Source organism: Paenibacillus sp. FSL H8-0260, assembly GCF_045040625.1.
GTDB lineage: Bacteria > Bacillota > Bacilli > Paenibacillales > Paenibacillaceae > Paenibacillus_AQ > Paenibacillus_AQ odorifer.
In genome coordinates this window covers 251,890-268,000 of sequence record NZ_CP150298.1, presented here as the reverse complement: position 1 = coordinate 268,000, position 16,111 = coordinate 251,890, and the positions used below count along the sequence as shown (strand labels likewise).

Annotated in this window: 13 protein-coding genes; 9 read left to right on the top strand and 4 right to left on the bottom strand. The window is 44.1% G+C overall.

Features of this window, described 5'->3' with window-relative positions; genetic code table 11:
* The first annotated feature begins 9 nt into the window (after positions 1–9).
* The 4 genes from MHI51_RS01260 to MHI51_RS01245 all read left to right on the top strand — a co-directional run bounded on the left by MHI51_RS01260 (position 10) and on the right by MHI51_RS01245 (position 4,610).
* A complete protein-coding gene (locus MHI51_RS01260; protein WP_076192601.1) occupies positions 10–1,362 on the top strand; it encodes a uracil-xanthine permease family protein in 1,353 nt (450 codons plus the stop codon).
* 328 nt (positions 1,363–1,690) lie between these two features.
* Positions 1,691–2,011 carry a helix-turn-helix transcriptional regulator gene (locus tag MHI51_RS01255; protein WP_076126921.1) on the top strand — a complete coding sequence of 107 codons (321 nt, stop codon included), beginning with the start codon at positions 1,691–1,693 and terminating at the stop codon, positions 2,009–2,011.
* A 98-nt stretch (positions 2,012–2,109) separates the two neighbouring features.
* On the top strand, positions 2,110–3,189 hold the full coding sequence (locus MHI51_RS01250; RefSeq protein WP_076218283.1) for a saccharopine dehydrogenase: 1,080 nt from the start codon (positions 2,110–2,112) through the stop codon (positions 3,187–3,189).
* A gap of 269 nt (positions 3,190–3,458) precedes the next feature.
* The gene (locus tag MHI51_RS01245) at positions 3,459–4,610 is read left to right on the top strand and encodes a glycosyltransferase family 2 protein (protein ID WP_076218295.1); all 1,152 of its coding nucleotides are present in this window, start codon (positions 3,459–3,461) and stop codon (positions 4,608–4,610) included.
* A gap of 48 nt (positions 4,611–4,658) precedes the next feature.
* Here the strand turns inward: MHI51_RS01245 and MHI51_RS01240 are convergent, their stop codons facing one another.
* Positions 4,659–5,000 carry a nitrous oxide-stimulated promoter family protein gene (locus MHI51_RS01240; protein ID WP_076275903.1) on the bottom strand — a complete coding sequence of 114 codons (342 nt, stop codon included), beginning with the start codon at positions 4,998–5,000 and terminating at the stop codon, positions 4,659–4,661.
* Positions 5,001–5,204: 204 nt separating this feature from the next.
* On the opposite strand from MHI51_RS01240, the gene MHI51_RS01235 reads away from it, so the two are divergent.
* The 3 genes from MHI51_RS01235 (at position 5,205) to MHI51_RS01225 (ending at position 8,889) form a co-directional block, all read left to right on the top strand.
* Positions 5,205–5,687 (top strand): RNA polymerase sigma factor, encoded by a 483-nt coding sequence (locus tag MHI51_RS01235; protein ID WP_036687188.1) that lies wholly within the window; start codon positions 5,205–5,207, stop codon positions 5,685–5,687.
* Positions 5,684–6,292 carry a zf-HC2 domain-containing protein gene (locus MHI51_RS01230; RefSeq protein ID WP_076275902.1) on the top strand — a complete coding sequence of 203 codons (609 nt, stop codon included), beginning with the start codon at positions 5,684–5,686 and terminating at the stop codon, positions 6,290–6,292. Before MHI51_RS01235 ends, MHI51_RS01230 begins: the two co-directional genes overlap by 4 nt.
* Positions 6,293–6,507: 215 nt before the next feature.
* Positions 6,508–8,889, top strand: a complete 2,382-nt coding sequence (locus MHI51_RS01225) for a GH36-type glycosyl hydrolase domain-containing protein (protein WP_076275901.1) — start codon at positions 6,508–6,510, stop codon at positions 8,887–8,889.
* A gap of 214 nt (positions 8,890–9,103) precedes the next feature.
* Here MHI51_RS01225 and MHI51_RS01220 read toward each other — a convergent pair whose 3' ends face one another.
* From MHI51_RS01220 to MHI51_RS01210, 3 genes are read right to left on the bottom strand one after another with little or no spacing between them, the layout of a single operon-like run.
* Positions 9,104–11,689 (bottom strand): metallophosphoesterase, encoded by a 2,586-nt coding sequence (locus tag MHI51_RS01220; protein ID WP_076275900.1) that lies wholly within the window; start codon positions 11,687–11,689, stop codon positions 9,104–9,106.
* 3 nt (positions 11,690–11,692) lie between these two features.
* Positions 11,693–12,958 (bottom strand): class I SAM-dependent methyltransferase, encoded by a 1,266-nt coding sequence (locus tag MHI51_RS01215; RefSeq protein WP_405173494.1) that lies wholly within the window; start codon positions 12,956–12,958, stop codon positions 11,693–11,695.
* A gap of 25 nt (positions 12,959–12,983) precedes the next feature.
* Positions 12,984–13,775, bottom strand: a complete 792-nt coding sequence (locus MHI51_RS01210) for a nucleotidyltransferase domain-containing protein (protein WP_076192614.1) — start codon at positions 13,773–13,775, stop codon at positions 12,984–12,986.
* 229 nt (positions 13,776–14,004) lie between these two features.
* On the opposite strand from MHI51_RS01210, the gene MHI51_RS01205 reads away from it, so the two are divergent.
* Entirely contained in the window at positions 14,005–15,318 is a 1,314-nt protein-coding gene (locus MHI51_RS01205; protein ID WP_076192616.1) for a YafY family protein, read from the top strand.
* The gene (locus tag MHI51_RS01200; RefSeq protein ID WP_076192619.1) at positions 15,305–16,102 is read left to right on the top strand and encodes a WYL domain-containing protein; all 798 of its coding nucleotides are present in this window, start codon (positions 15,305–15,307) and stop codon (positions 16,100–16,102) included. Before MHI51_RS01205 ends, MHI51_RS01200 begins: the two co-directional genes overlap by 14 nt.
* Positions 16,103–16,111: the final 9 nt, after the last annotated feature.

The following is a 16,111-nucleotide window of genomic DNA, read 5'->3' as shown; positions in this document are numbered from 1 at the left end:
GGCATCGGAGTGAAAACACAAGCAAACGTACAAGAGCAAGCACATTTGGAATCACAGCTACTAACTGTCCTACCCGATGAAAAAGTTTCATTTAGTAAATCCGTCATTCTCGGCTTTCAACATGTATTGGCTATGGATGTCTATGTAGTGCCATTCCTGATTGCGATGTTAATCGGCTTACAGCCCAATCAGTCCAGCGCGTTAATCCAATCCACCTTTATTGCCGCAGGACTTGCAACGATTGTGCAAACCTATTTCTGTATGAAGCTGCCTATCGCTCAAGGTCCTTCTTATGTTCCACTGGGTGCGATCGTCAGTATTTATGCAGCTAGTGGTGGCGGGGAGCTCGGTTGGAGCTCCGTGTTAGGTGCCAGTTTAATCGGGGCCATCCTGGTTATTATTTTGGGTTATGCGGGGATTTTTAATAAAATCGTTAAAAACTTTATCCCGCCTATCGTAGGTGGCACAATCATTTTCATTGTAGGTCTATCTTTATTGCCTGTTGCGATCAGAGATAATATCTACGGAGCCTCCGGGGCTTCAATTAATCAAAATGTATTATTAGCCCTTATTTCAGGTGCTACACTGCTTATTTTTGTGGTTCTCGGTACTTTGTTCCGTAATAAAGGATCTGTCTTCCGAATTCTTTCCGTAATGATGGCGTTAGTAGTTGGATGTATTTCGGCTAATATTATGGGCGTTTTAGATTTCTCAGCCATAAGTAGTGCCAAGTGGTTTAGCATGCCGCGGATCGCTTTTGTTGATTTCGGCTTTTCCTTCAATTTTTCAGCTATTATCACCATGGTTATTATTTATATCGTGCTGCTGGCTGAAACAACTGGCACCTGGTTTGCGGTCAGCAATGTAATCAATAAACCTTTGACAGACAAAAATATTAACCGCGGCGTAATTGGAGAAGGAATTGGCTGTCTTATTGCTTCTGTGCTCGGTTCGACTCCTGTTACAGGTTATTCAACTAATGCAGGGATCATCTCCATTACAGGTGTTGCCAGCCGCCGGGTTTTTCTCGCTGTAGGAGGATGGTTTGTCCTCTTTGGTTGTTCCGGTAAACTCGCCGCTTTGATCTCTTCCATTCCATCCGCTGTAATCGGCGGCGTCTTCGCCATCATCTGCGGCATCATCGCAATTAATGGTGTGCAAGTAATGAAGAATGTAACCATCGGCGAAAAAGAAATGTACATTATTGCCTTACCTATGATCATCACCTTGGCGTTGGTACTCATTCCTGGTGACTACTTGAACTCTTTACCTACATTCGTGCAGTATTTATTAGGCTCACCTATCCTAGCTGCTTCATTGGCAGCAATATTATTGAATAAATTATTACCTAGTGGAAAATAGAACATAAAAAAGAGCAGCCTCTTATTGATCCTTTTTTATCCCCGCGAATAAGCCGAGCTTTGTATGCTACTTTCTGGAATTCCTTAAACAAAAGACACCCATCGAGGTGTCTTTTGTTTAAGGACATGATTATTTTTTACTTGAGTTCATCCATAAAACCGCCTTACCATATGACCTCACAATTTTAATACAAATATCCATATGTCCCTTGATTATATTTAATAAACTAGGATTCCTCCAAAATAACGGAGATTATCAACGCATTGAATTATTCCCTGAAATATATTATGATACGTTTAAACAATTAAACATTATAACGGAGGGAGTTATGAACGAATCTAATAGTAATCAGAAGGCGATTCATATTTTCGAGAATTTAAGCCCCTATTTCCAAGGCTTGGGAGATCCTATTCGTCAGCAAATCATTGCATTGCTGATCGACAAAGAGAGTATGAATGTGAGCCAAATTGCAGAGCATATCCCCATGTCCCGGCCTACAGTCTCTCATCATCTGAAAATATTACGGCAAGCAGGGCTGCTTAAGGTTCAGAAGAAGGGCACGGAAATGTTCTACAGACTTGAGTTTGACGAAGCGATAGCGCTTATGAAACAACTTGTCCATTTCGTTGAAGAGGAATGCCAGTGCTAATTAATGCCATTAACCTGACTAGCACTTGTCATTCCTATTTTTTTAAGCAATATGTTAAATAACTTAAACATATAAACATTTAAACGGAGGTTGCAGATATGCATAGGAAAAAGGTACTTATTGTAGGAGGATACGGTGCCGTCGGCAGACAAATTGCTCAAATATTACACGATCGACATCCCGATCTCGAGATTATATTGGGAGGAAGGTCACCGCAAAAAGCAGCACCTTTTGAGTCCACACGGGTACAAACAGTCGTAGTTGATAATAATGCGGATGATCCACTGCTTTATGCAGGCGATAATGTATCGCTAATCATCAATTCCGTCAACGATCTGCAGGATCGGCTACTTATGTCTGCAGTTAGAAGAAAAATCCCACTGATCGATCTTACTCGCTGGACAGAGATATTCCAACAATCAATCACAAAGTTAGAAAAAGCAGACCTCTATGCTCCTATCGTGCTTTCTTCGGGATGGATGGCGGGAACTGCTTCGCTGTTCGCCATGCTGCACTCGGCCACACTTCAAAACGTCGCCGTTGATATTCACGCGTTGTACTCTCTACGTGACAAAGCAGGACCCGACTCCGCGGCGTACATGGATCGTATGACCATTCCATTCCATATTACAGAACGGGGGGAAAAACGTCTTGTATTTCCAATGACTGACCCTATCAAAGTCCAATTTCCAGATGGATATACAGCAAAATGCTATCGGCTTGACACCCCAGATCATGTCACCTTGCCAACAGCTGAGCATATCGACTCCGCCAGCTTCCGCATCTCCTTCGACAGCAAAGCCTCCACCTCCATCCTTGTCGGACTAGTTAACAGCGGAATATGGAAGATGATCAGCGGGGACCGATTCCGTTCGCTTAGACGAAGACTGCTCTACAATCCTGGTACTGGCAGCGCACATCATATCCTTATTCATCTAAAGGGCCTGGATCATAATGGGCACTGGGTTGAACGGACAATAGCGATTTCTGACCCGCTTGGTCAGACTCATCTTACCGCTTTGGGAGCTGCTGTCCAAGCAGAAAAGCTATTGCGGATATCAAAGGAAGAACCATTGGTCCCAGGCATTTATTATCCAGAAGATCTGCCTGATGAACGGATGGACATCTCTGAAATCACCAACTTTTTTAAACAATATGGGGTTCTTATATCTCACTAATAGCACTTCACATATACCGAGCATTCTGTCTACTACAATTAAGTGCACAGACAGTAAAGAACCCGCTAATATAGCGGGTTCTTTACAATAGAGATGAGACGGAGCTAGGTAAGTTCACAAAAAGATAAAATCTTTGATTCGTGCTAAACCCTGTCCCCTGCCTATTTCCACCCTTAAAGGCGTTTGACTAGACCAGGCTAAAGTCCCTGAATATATTGTTATTATTTATCCTATTCAAGGACTTTTATTAAATGGTGGGGGTGATCATTCTGGCTATCCGTTACAGCATCATAATTCCAACCTATAACCGACTTCAGCAGCTGCTACTTACACTCACTTCATTCGAGACACAGACCTATCCGAAGGATCGGTTCGAGGTGATCGTCACAGATGACGGTTCTACAGATGGTACTAAGGAAATGGTCGAAAGCTTTCAAACTTCTTATCCGCTTATTTATGTCGCTCAGCAGGAACAACGCGGCCGTTCTGCCGTAAGAAATCTGGGGCTGAGTCAGGCAAAAGGGAAATACGTCATCTTCTGCGATGCTGATTTTCTGGTATTCCCTGAATTCATTAGGATCGTAAACCAGTATCACCGTAAATATCCTAAGTCGATAATTTCAGGTATTCCACACTCATGGGATGACGCTTATACCCACTACTACCCAGACTTTTCTCCTGAAGAAAAAGAACATTGCCGCAATACACTTTCGCCTTCTAACTTATGGAATCCTGACTTCGAATCAGCGACTGAAATTATCCCAATAATCACACCCAATGATATCCTTCAGCAGACGGAGACGTTATCAAAAGTCACCTTTGCCTCAAGAGTTCCTCCAAATACTAAAAAGCAATTTGCCAGCACAGATGTAGCCCCTTGGATGTTACTCGTCACACGTTGTGTGTCCATAAGACGCAGCCAATTAACACGGGCTGGAGGTTTTAATGAACAGTTTATCCTCTATGGACTCGAAGATTGGGATCTTGGGTATCGACTGCATCGATTAAAAATCCCTTTTCACAGCATCAAAGAAGTTGTCGGCGTTCACCAAGAACATCCAACCCACTTCAGAGGAAATCTCATAAATATTGAGAATCTAAAAATCATGTTCAAAAGCTACGGGTTCAATGACTCTTCCCTAAATCTGTTCGCCCTTGTTCCTCCAAACGAAGACCTGGAGAAATACAAACATACTATACGGGTCTTGCGCAGAGGATACCGAACGAAGTCAACACGTTCATCAGCAATATTAATGAGAAGGACGTTACGGATTGCCGCCAAACAGCTCTATGAACCCAATGATACCGCCCTATACCAAGAGTCGTTAAGACGGATAAGTGTAAAAGTAAAGAGAAGAAAAAGCCGGGTTGCCCGTGTTTTGCGAGAGATTTTGGTGAAGGCTGAAAAGCTGGGAGAATAATACCTAAAAATACATTAAACCGGGCATCAAATGATGTCCGGTTTTTACTTATTTTCTCAATTTATTAGGTAGCGGAATATGCCTAATCGACTCAATGGGGTGATAGAGCAGCATCCACGGACCAGAAAAACGCATAACCCCTTTAATTCTTTGGCGATAATCCGGTTTGTAACAATGAACAGGACATTTGGCACAAGCTGGTTTCTCTTCACCAAACTTACAATAGGCTAACCTCTTCAGCGCATACTCGTTTAATTCCTGACATTCCTCACAAAAGCCTTTATGATGATGTTTTTTCTTACAATATATACGAATCATTTTGGTAACAAGCTCTTGTTCTTTTTGAATTTTAGGACCCTCATTTAACTGCCGGTTTACCTTTGTTATCATATATGAACCCCCTTGTAACTTGTACAATAAGATCTCATGTAATTATAAAGGGTAAACCAACTGTGAAACCAGCCTTAACGCTAAACCTCCTTAATTCCCTCACATACCGGGGTTGAAAGCGATTATTTTATAAATCAAATTTATTTAAAAAAACTTGTAACGTTTATAGCTTTTTACGGATATATAACTTGAGGAGGTGAATGGATGCAGGACAACGAGCAATTATACAGGGAATATTCAACCCAAGTATATAAATTCGTATTTAGCTTTTGTCATAATCACTTGCTGGCAGAAGAAATCACCCAAGAAACTTTTTATAGAGCTATAAAATCGATAGATAAATACGATGGGACCTGCAAAGTATACGTTTGGCTTTGTCAAATTGCTAAACATGTGTGGTATCAGGAGCTGGACAAGCAGCGCAAGCGGAAGTCTGAGGAATTAGAAGACGCTCCTTTGGCTAACGCAAATTCAACAGAATCCCAGTTCATTTTTGCTCAGGACAAAATGGATTTATTTAAACAACTTCATTTACTTGATCCAAACACCAAAGAAGTATTATATCTGCGTTTGACCGGAGAATTCAGTTTTCGGGAAATTGGCGAAATTCTTGGCAGAGATGAGACCTGGGCAAGAGTTACCTTTTACCGTGGAAAACAAAAATTAATGAAAGGAAGATCTTCATGAAATGCGAGATCATTCAGGATTTATTACCTTCCTATATTGAAAAGCTAACCTCTGTACATAGTAACGAAGAAATCGAAAAACACCTGCAATCCTGTGAAAGCTGCCTTCAATTCTATAATGAAATGAACGCCACAGCAAATCTAAGTGTGCCTATTATTGATAAAGAGGAAGTTAACAAACTCAATTATTTTAAAAAAGTGAAAAAAAAGAATATAAAAACTCTCATTTTTTCCGTCTTATCGGTACTCATACTGGCTACAGCCCTTATTGGACTTTTTGTTATCGGTTTCCCTGTATCCTCTAAAGATGTAGTTATAGATTATCAGAAGACAAAGGATCGTTTGGAAGTTCATCTAACTTTGGAAAATGGCAAGGACCTCGTGTTCTCAGGAAAAACCAAATTTATCCGCGATGAGAATAATAATGTAATCGGTTCTGAAACTAGGTATACGCCTAGAGGTTTACTTCATAATCCCTTTGATGATGTAGGCAAAAAAGTTATGTTGGGGACGGAGATTCATACCGATCTAGATTTTCCAAACAAGTTTATTCTTGAATTCAAAGATAAAACTATGACGTTTGTTAATGGTGTTTTAGTGGAGTAGACATTGCCGCTAAAATAAATAAAGACACCTTTTTAGGTGTCTTTCGCTTTGCACCCTACTAAAAAAGTTAGCATTTTTGTTCGTTTTTTCGCTAAAATATAGGGTTATCGATTTACTGAAAGTATCTTATAATAAAATTACACATGGATATTTCACCTCTTTGTGAACGCGCGTTTATAGATCGGCCCATTAACCACTTAATAGGAGGAATGGTCATGCAATATGGTTATTTTGATGGAAAAAACAAGGAATATCTCATTACCAAGCCGAATACGCCTGCCCCTTGGGCGAATTACCTCGGCTCGCCGGAATACGGTGCGATCATCTCAGGTAACGCAGGCGGCTATAGCTTTGTAAAGTCTGGCGCAAATGGGCGGCATATCCGCTACCACTTCAACTCTAAGGACGAGCCCGGACGCTATATTTACGTGAGAGATTTGGAGAACGGGGATTATTGGTCCGGCTCTTGGCAGCCAGTGGGTAAAGATCTGGAGCAATATAAGTCGGTATGCCATCATGGAACCGGATACACGAGCATCGTCTCGGACTACGATAACATCCATACAGAATCATTATATTATGTACCACTGAACAAAACCTATGAGGTGTGGCGCATGAAGGTGCGCAATGATGGCTCCAAAGCACGCAAGCTGGCTCTCTTCGGATTTGTTGAATTAACCAACAATAACAACTATGAGCAGGATACCGTCAACCTTCAGTACACTCTGTTTATTTCACGGACCTACTATAAAAATAATATGATCCTTCAAGTCATCAATGAAAACACCCCCGAAGAACAAACCTGGAGATTCTTCGGGGCTGCAGGTGCAGAAGTTACCGCTTATGACGGTGACCGGGATACGTTCCTAGGCGATTACCGCAGTTATGGCAATCCGGCCTCTGTTGAGAACGGCCAATGCTCCAATTCATTAAACTACAATACTAACTCCTGCGGGGCCCTGCAGATTAACGTAGATTTACAGCCGGGAGAAGAGAAAGAAATCGTATTTCTACTGGGACAGTATGATGAGAAAGGCGCTTCCGAGATTCTCAGCCATTATAAGGACTTGTCCGTGGTAAATAAAGAACTCGAAGAGTTAAAAGCATTCTGGCACAGCAAGCTTAACCGCTTCCAGGTCCAGACACCAAGCGATAACCTGAACAACATGATCAACACTTGGAATGCATATCAATGCTTTATCACTTTCATCTGGTCACGTGCAGCCTCCTTCCAATACTCCGGTCTTCGTAATGGACTCGGATATCGGGATACCGTGCAGGATATTCAAGGCATCATTCATCTGGATCATGAGATGGCCCTTGAACGTCTAAGACTGATGATATCCGCCCAGGTTTCCAACGGCGGTGGACTTCCGTTGGTGAAATTTGACCACAACCCTGGACATGAGGGCACACCGGATGATCCAGAATACGTGCGGGAAACCGGTCACCCCCATTATCGGGCTGATGACGCTTTATGGCTGTTCCCCACCGTCATTAAATACTTGAATGAAAGTGGCAACTGGGATTTCACAGATGAAATAATCCCTTATTCGGATAAAGGCGAGGGCACAGTGTACGAGCATTTGCGCCAGGCACTTCAGTTCAGTCTGGATCGTATGGGCGCACACGGCATGCCGGTTGGGCTTCATGCCGACTGGAACGATTGCCTACGGCTTGGAGCCAAGGGTGAGTCGTTGTTCGTCGCATTCCAGCTGTATATGGCATTCAAGGTATTCATGGAAATCGCACAAAATAAGAACAAGCCTGAAGATATTCAATGGGCGCAGGGCCTGCTTGATGAGCTGGACGATAACATTCAAAGGCACGCTTGGGAGAACGATCAATTTGTCCGCGGATTTACCGAAGACAACTATACCATCGGCTCCTGGGAGAATGATGAAGCCAAGATCTGGCTCAATCCGCAAAGCTGGGCCGTATTAAGCGGTGCAGCCCGCCCGGATCAGGCGAAGCTCGCCATGGACAAAGTGTATGAGAATCTGCGGACCGATTACGGCACTATGTTATTCTACCCTCCGTTCCGTGAATACGGTTTGCCAGTAGCGTTGATGGCTCTTTTCAACGCCTCAACTAAGGAAAACGGCGGCATCTTCAGCCAGCCGCAGGGATGGCTCATTCTGGCGGAAACCATGATCGGCAACGGTGGGCGCGCGTTCGAATACTTCCTGAATTGCAGTCCGGCCAGCATGAACGATAAGGCTGAAATCCGTAAACTCGAGCCTTATGTACATGGCCAGTTTGTCGAGTCCAAGGACAGCCCATATCAAGGCCGGGCGCATGTCCACTGGCTGACCGGCACCGCTTCAACCGTGATGGTCTCCTTGGTGGAAGGCATTATGGGGGTTCAACCGCAATTTGATGGCCTTCGCCTCAACCCGTGTGTTCCTTCCGACTGGACAGACTTTTCCATGGTCCGGGAATTCCGTGGGAAGAAGCTGAACATCCAGGTGGAGAACAAGAAGGGTGTACAAAAAGGGGTTACCCATATCGTTATTAACGGTGAAGAAATTCAAGGCAACCTGATCCCGGTGGCCAAAATGGCGCCAGAAAACAACGTGCTCGTTATTATGGGTTAAGGCGTATTTATGAGGAATAGATAGGAGGACGGACCCGATAAGGTGCGTCCTCCTGTTTTTACAATTAGAACGAGGCTTGTACACTTGCCTTCCGGCTCTATGACCGCGATTGAGCTGGATTCAAATGACGAAAAAAAGACTGCCGGGACCTTCCCGACAGCCTGAACTCATTCTCATAATTGGCAAACCAAGTTTCTTCGCCTGTAACAATCCTCTACAACCTCGGGTCAATGTCTTTCTCTTTCGTTACCTCGAATAACAGGTTTGCTGCAATTTGCTTGTAGTCCTCGTTGTCAGACGAGATCTCATCCAGCTTCACTTCTAGCATTTGTCTGCCCAGCCGGTGTTCGATTAAGGACGTCCGAAGCTTAGGAGCGATATTCTTCTGTTTCATCAGCTTGGCATACTTATGTGGAAACTTGTAGTCGTACCCGTAGATGATCGACAGGTAGCCCGGATTGCGGACCTTCATGTATGGGACTACCCCCTGCTGTTCTTGCTCCGGTTTGATTACAATTCCCTCCATATGTTTCTCTACCGTTATCTTTGCGAAATACTCCTCTGCTCTGATGTAGGCATCAGGCTCTTTCAAGTCCAAAACCAGAGATTCATCATCATTTAAGAACCTGTATAATTCGGAGGTTTTACCGTCAGGTACCCGTTCAGCACCATTCTCCAGTACTTCCTTCAGGGTTGCAAAAGGTTTGTACGCTAATTCTGCATCACCCGCATACAACTCCAGTTGCTGCTTGTATACTCTGTAAGCTTCCTCACGCTGGTCAAGATCAACATACGATTCTCTTATGTCACGGACATACTTAAAAGTCTGGTAAACATGAGGCCCATAGTTGTTGTTAAGCGCCTCTTTCGACATATGGTGCTGGTCTTGTTCAAACCCGCTTGCTTCAAAATCCTGTATCAGTTTACCCAGTGACTCCTCAAATCCATATTGTCTTAAGAAATCCAGCTCTGTCTCCAGCGCCTTGCTAATCGGCCGGAACTGACGCTCAATTAACCCATCCCCCAGCGCTTTCCAAGGCAGCAGCTCGCCATCCAGTAAAAGCACACGGATCCCCTGCTCAGCCATATAGGTTCCGAATCTATGCAGCAGTTGTTCGTAGATAGGCGTCAGATCGACCGCCTTAACCTTGTAGCCGTTCCGGCTAATTGCGTAACACTGCTCTATATCCCGGTAAAGGTACACACTACAGCGTGATCCCATATATTTAGGCTGCAGGACGACTTCAGATATACGACGCTCGGCAAAATAATCCAACCCTTTTCGCAGAGACTCAAGCTCACCGGCAGCCATATCCTTATCCGCAGGTGACATCGTCCCGGAGATGAAGTTGACCCGGTTCTGCGAGGAATACTGCAGTCTGCGCACAGACTCGTAATCAAGCTCTAACAAGGATACGGTTTGCTTTTCCCGGAACAGGATAGGTAGCTCTTCGTGCACCGTAGTCACACGCGATTTTTGACTTTTATAGAAAGGTTTAAACGACATGCGAACAGAAGTTAGTTCATTACCCTGCGCACTCCCTGTGTCGAGGTGGAGTTTGTTTTTGATCCGAAAAGTCTGCTTGGCTGCAATATGTCCGAAGAGATGAAAGGGGTGATTACTCACAGCCTCTTGCTTTAGGAAATCAAGCTGTTCCTCAAAGGAAACCTCACGATCCAGCCGAAAGTTACGCTGATGGCGTAGTGAATTCGTATCCAGCTTACCAATGTACTTATTACGGCAAGGAGCATGAGTAACATAAAAAGAAGGACCTTGCATACCTATATAGCGGTAAAAGGGCTGAGATTGCTCCACTAAAGCCGAAAATTTACTAAAAAGCGCGGTATCCTCCTTAAGCACTTGGGTGGAATCAAAGTACGTTCTTAGCAGTTCCGGATCGGTTCCTTGAATCTCACCCTTTACGTACTTGTATACAAAGTTCTCGTGATTGCCCATAACAAATAGGAAATGCTCGCGGTTATCAAATAAGAACTCAATCGTCTCCCGTGTCTTTTTGCCCTTATCAATCCAGTCACCAGCAAGAATGACTCGTGTGTTACTGAGCTTATCTGTTGCACTTAACTTACCTTCGTGCACCCTGTAGCCGTAATTACGTAATAGTCCCTGAAGCTCTTCGACGCACTCATGAACATCCCCAACCACAATATACTCTTGTGCTTGTAGAAGTACCGTAGATGCGTAAGTATCCCAATCCTGTATAATCACCCGGTAGTCCGGGTTAGGTATCCCTTCACCCTCGAGAATAAAATCTTTAGCACGCACTTTATGAATCTTGTTGTAACCTTCCCGTGACAGAACAGGCAGGACTTCTTTTCTCAGCCGGTTTAAATGATTGGAGATCAGCTTCTTCGAGCGCTCCGAGACGTAGTAATCCTCCCGTTTACGGTAATCAAACAGAATAACCTCCAGATTATAATTATTTTGCCCGGCGATCTCACGGACTTTACTACGGTAATCTTCGGATAGCCCAATGGTATCCATCACCACAAACTCCGAATTAATCGGAAAAGAAGTGACTAACTTCAATCTCTCAAACAATAATTGAAAGGTATGCGAACTCGCCTCCAGCATAACCTGATCATACTTATCATAGTCGTAGCCCAATATCTCCTGGCGGATACTATCCGAGGATAAATACTGCACATTCGTACGTAAACCTTTGGAGGCATCCTCTAGTTTTAACTGCGGGATCAGAACTTCTTTAGCAAAAGTTGATTTCCCGCATTCCGTTGCTCCTACAAGCAGAAATATGGTATGTACACGCGTTTGAATTTCCACTGTCTACTCCTCCTTTCTTCGCACAATAGCGCATTGCGTCGTACGGATCTCGCCAACCCGGTCACCAACCATCAAATATTCAACCTCGACTGCTAAACCTTGAACCGTATCCAAAACCCATTGCACGAACGCTTCCTGTCCCATTTCCCACTTGTGATCTTCATGCCGGAATCCTTCCAGCTCATAGTAACGATTGAAATCAGCATTTGGTGTCGTCACAATAAGCTGTTGAAAATTCACATTACCGATTATTTGCTGAATAAGCTCTGCCGCTTCACCCTCACTCATGTGCTCTACAACTTCTGTTAGAATCACATCAACCTGCTCCCCATTGTACGACTCCAGAAAATGGTCCAGTGAGCCAAAGGTTGCAATGTTATCAATGTCCTTAGCTTTCGCTTTCCGATTCACAACCTCCAGCAACGCCTCGGCTATATCTACCGCATAATAGGTGCTCTCTATTTTTCCGGCAAACGGAATTGCATAGAAACCTTCTCCGCAGCCGATGTCCAGAATCGGCTTATTGAATGGAAACACACTCGAAATAAAAGTACGCCGCTGCATCGCAGTACCGCCATACTCCAGCCCAATAGAATACTGGTCTGTTTGTTCGATGGAGGCTTTATATCGCTTGAACCGTTCCTTAGAGGTAAGGAAATTCCTTGCAAATAGACTTCTTATATAAAAAGGTGCATCAATGACGTTAAGGCTGCGGATATATTTATCCAAAATAGCATCCGAAATATCTATGTACTCATCCCCAAATATGGATAAGAACAAGGACAGCACACCAACAACATGTAAGAGGTGATACAAGCTTTTATGTGTGGTAATCGTCAGCGAATAGCTCTTATGTGCCTGATGCTGCAAGGAGAAGGTATAGCCCTTTAAATGCTTTTGGAAAAATTCAACATAGTGTATCCGCTCAACCTGAACCATATTGATGAAAAAAGAATGCTCATATCCTTCCGCATCCCGTTCATCCTGGGCTTTGAAGGGTGTAGAGAAAAACTCATTGACCGCATTAAGCGGAAATAGAGGTGTGTTAAACCGGGAGACATTTAGATACTCAAAGCCCTCGCTTCCATTCTGCTTGTAGGATATATCGTTATCTGCGTCCTTAAAATAAACGTTATAAGTTGCCTCATCAGAATACCATCCATACGCCACTCCCTGACGAACCGGACGAAGCTGCATACCTGTCACTGGATTTTTTTTAATTAAAAAAGTGAATTTTGGATTCGTAGATTTCAGTTGTACAATAGCCACTACCATCTTCCTCCTATCAATCTTTCTATAGGGCCCGTCCCCATACTTCCTGTAAAGCTTCTCGAAATAGAGCATCCAGCTGATGATCCTTGTTGTTCTCCTTAGCATTCAAGGACGCCGCCACCTTATCCAACACTTGGAACTGTTCTTCTAAATAATCGTTAATCGCGGTTAGCTGCGGCTCGTAGTCTAGTTCCTCACCGGATTTTTTTCGTGCCAGCAATTGCTGAATCACCTGCCACAGCTCTTCATCCTGCGGAATAAGCCGCTCTACCAGTACATCGAACTCCATCGGCGGCATCTCTCCATATCGGTGAGTCCATTCACAGGCTAGAACGGGACGAAGTACATAAAAGTACTTTTTGATCTTGACCTGTTCGCCTTGCAAATAATCACGGTAGTTCCCTCTTGCCATGTTTAAGTAATGGTACATACAAGACTTCGGCGAAAACGTGTACGGGGAGATGCTTCTAAGCTTCTCTGCTGTACTGTACTTTTCTGCATATTGAATGGGTGATTGCAGCCACTCCAGCAGCGGTGGATTAGACTTCCGAAATAAATTCAGTGCTTTCCGCAAATCCCAGCCATTGATATCAAGCATATTGTTAATAGGACGCTCGATCACATCCCGCTTATCAAAAATAGATAGATACCATTCCGGTTTATGCAGATAAATAAATCTCACATCATAATCGCTGTCCTGCGATGGGAATCCCCACGCCCGGCTGCCTGATTCGCAGGCATACAATATTGTAACTTGCTCCTCCTGTTCAATCTGTTCCAGCTGCTCACGGATAAGCTTGTTTATAGGATCCATCTTCATCCCTCCAGATCGGTTACTTCCCTATTCTCTACCCTTGTTACTATTCGAACGCCTCATCAGAATTGCTTTGGCTTCATGGATCTATCTTCGCTCATCTTCCCTGTAACGAACAGGGCGGAAGTATGGCGGCGGCCAAAAACACTTCCATTTTATTCAACTCTGGTGCTTAATATAATGAGTACTACTATTTCTTATGGATTCGCTACAGGCTGGAGGGATACAAATGGCCCGGGAAAGTTTTGACAAGGAGATTCAATTTCTTCGCATGCTCTCTTTAGCGGGGGGAGCTTACAGCAGACAACAATTCGCCGATCGTCTCGGCATTTCTGTACATACCTATGACAAAACGCTGCGCAACCTGAAGGGCATGGTAACCGTCTTACAACAGGATCTGCCTACAGAACAAGGAACAGAACTCTCTGAGTGGCTCCGCTATAACTACTATGAATCTGCCGACCCGCTGCTCCTGTTCTTGTTCCGGGCGAAGTCGCTTAAGGAAACGGAGAGCATCCGGCTTACTCTACTATTAACTGCGCTCCAGACTCAGGAGCTAACGGCTAAAGATCTACAGGATGTCTGCAGTGAGCAAATGCCAACCGATTATCCAATGCCCGATGAGAAAACCATCCGTGGAGATCTGAAATACCTTGAGGAAGTTGGCGTTATTCTTCGTGTAAACGAAGGTCGGCCTTATCGATACAAGGCTGCTAACGATCTGATTGATCAATTATCCGGCGATCAGCTCTTGGATCTTTACGACTATGTTGATGTCATCGCCAACACGCAGACTCCGTCTGTACAAGGTTACCTGCTGCGCGACACCTTAAAAAAGGTCCTGCGGAAGCGGGGTTATACCCTCGAAGCTACGGAAACCCATAGATACAAATATAATTATCATTCACGTATTCTTGATGAGGCACACCTATATACGATATTTGCAGCCATTCAGCAGCGAAAAAAAATCAAGTTTCTATATCTATCCCCTAAAAAGGGCAAAAACTACGCCTCTCAGAATACCAATCCTCTCTTTGAGCGGGAAACAAGGGGCGTCACAGAAACTGTTCTTCCGCTCCGCGTCATCTATGACCATCAATATGGGCGCTGGTATTTAATCGGACATAATTCACGTATGGGCATCATGAAATTCCGAATGGAGGGCCTTACTCAAATTGAGGAGGGCGACACTGTGGAAGAAGCAGAGTTTGCTCAGAAACTCAGCAATCTGGAAGAACAGATGACAACCAGCTGGGTTATAGATACCACCCGTGCAATTAAAGTGGTGGCGAGATTTTATAACCCCAATCGCCCAGGTGTTAATTTTATTCGGGAGCGGGTTGAAGCGCAGGGACAGTGGGGAGAAATTACGGAAGAGTCCGATTCTACATTCCTTTATGAGATCATAGTGAATGGTATTTATGAAATTAAGCCGTGGTTACGAAGCTTTGGCTCGAGCTGCGAGGTATTAGAACCCCCTTGGCTGCGTAAGCAATTTATCGCGGAGTGGAAGGAGATTCACAGCTATTATGAATCCATTTGAGAAAATATTTAACTTCCAAATCATTTCACGCCTCGACGAAGTGGGTTCATTAGCGCTGACCTCCCAGGAACGTTCCTGGCTGAAAACCATGTTAATGCACCCGGCCTCAGAAGCAGCTTTTACACTGGATACCTTAAGTAAATTGAACGCCATATTGGAGGCAGAAGCGTCCACAGAAGTGCGGCAAATTATTATGGAGAAAGCTAAAAGCAAAGAGCGGCAGGTCTATCATCCAATGCTTCGTACACTCCGCCGTATAATCATGCAGAATCAAGCGATCCTTATTACTTTCCATATTAAGCATGGAGGCCAACGAACTGACCAAGCCGGGTTCCCTCACAAGCTGGAATACAACATGTATAAGCGGGAGTGGTATCTGCAATGGTACAGCACCCGGCAACGTTCTCTTATGTCCACTAAACTAAAAAACATTATTTCTGTTGAAGTAGCTCCCTTCCCTGCCAAACGGATTAATGATTTAAAAGCAAGGATAATGCGATTATTAGAGGATCAGAAGGAATGTGCATGTATTCAAGTCATCCCCACCTTTAATGCTGAGCTATCACGAATTCTGTACGCCTTTTCCTGTTTTGATAAATCCGTGTCCTTTGATGAAAATTCGGGTATCTATCGAATCAAAGTCATCTACATGAGAGACGATAGCGAATTCCTATTGTCCAAAATCCGTTTTCTTGGCCTCCGCGTAAAAATCGTCGAGGGTGAGCATCTTAAGCGGCGCATGCTGAAATCCGCAGCTATGGCGATTGACCGGTATGGGGAATAACCGAGAATT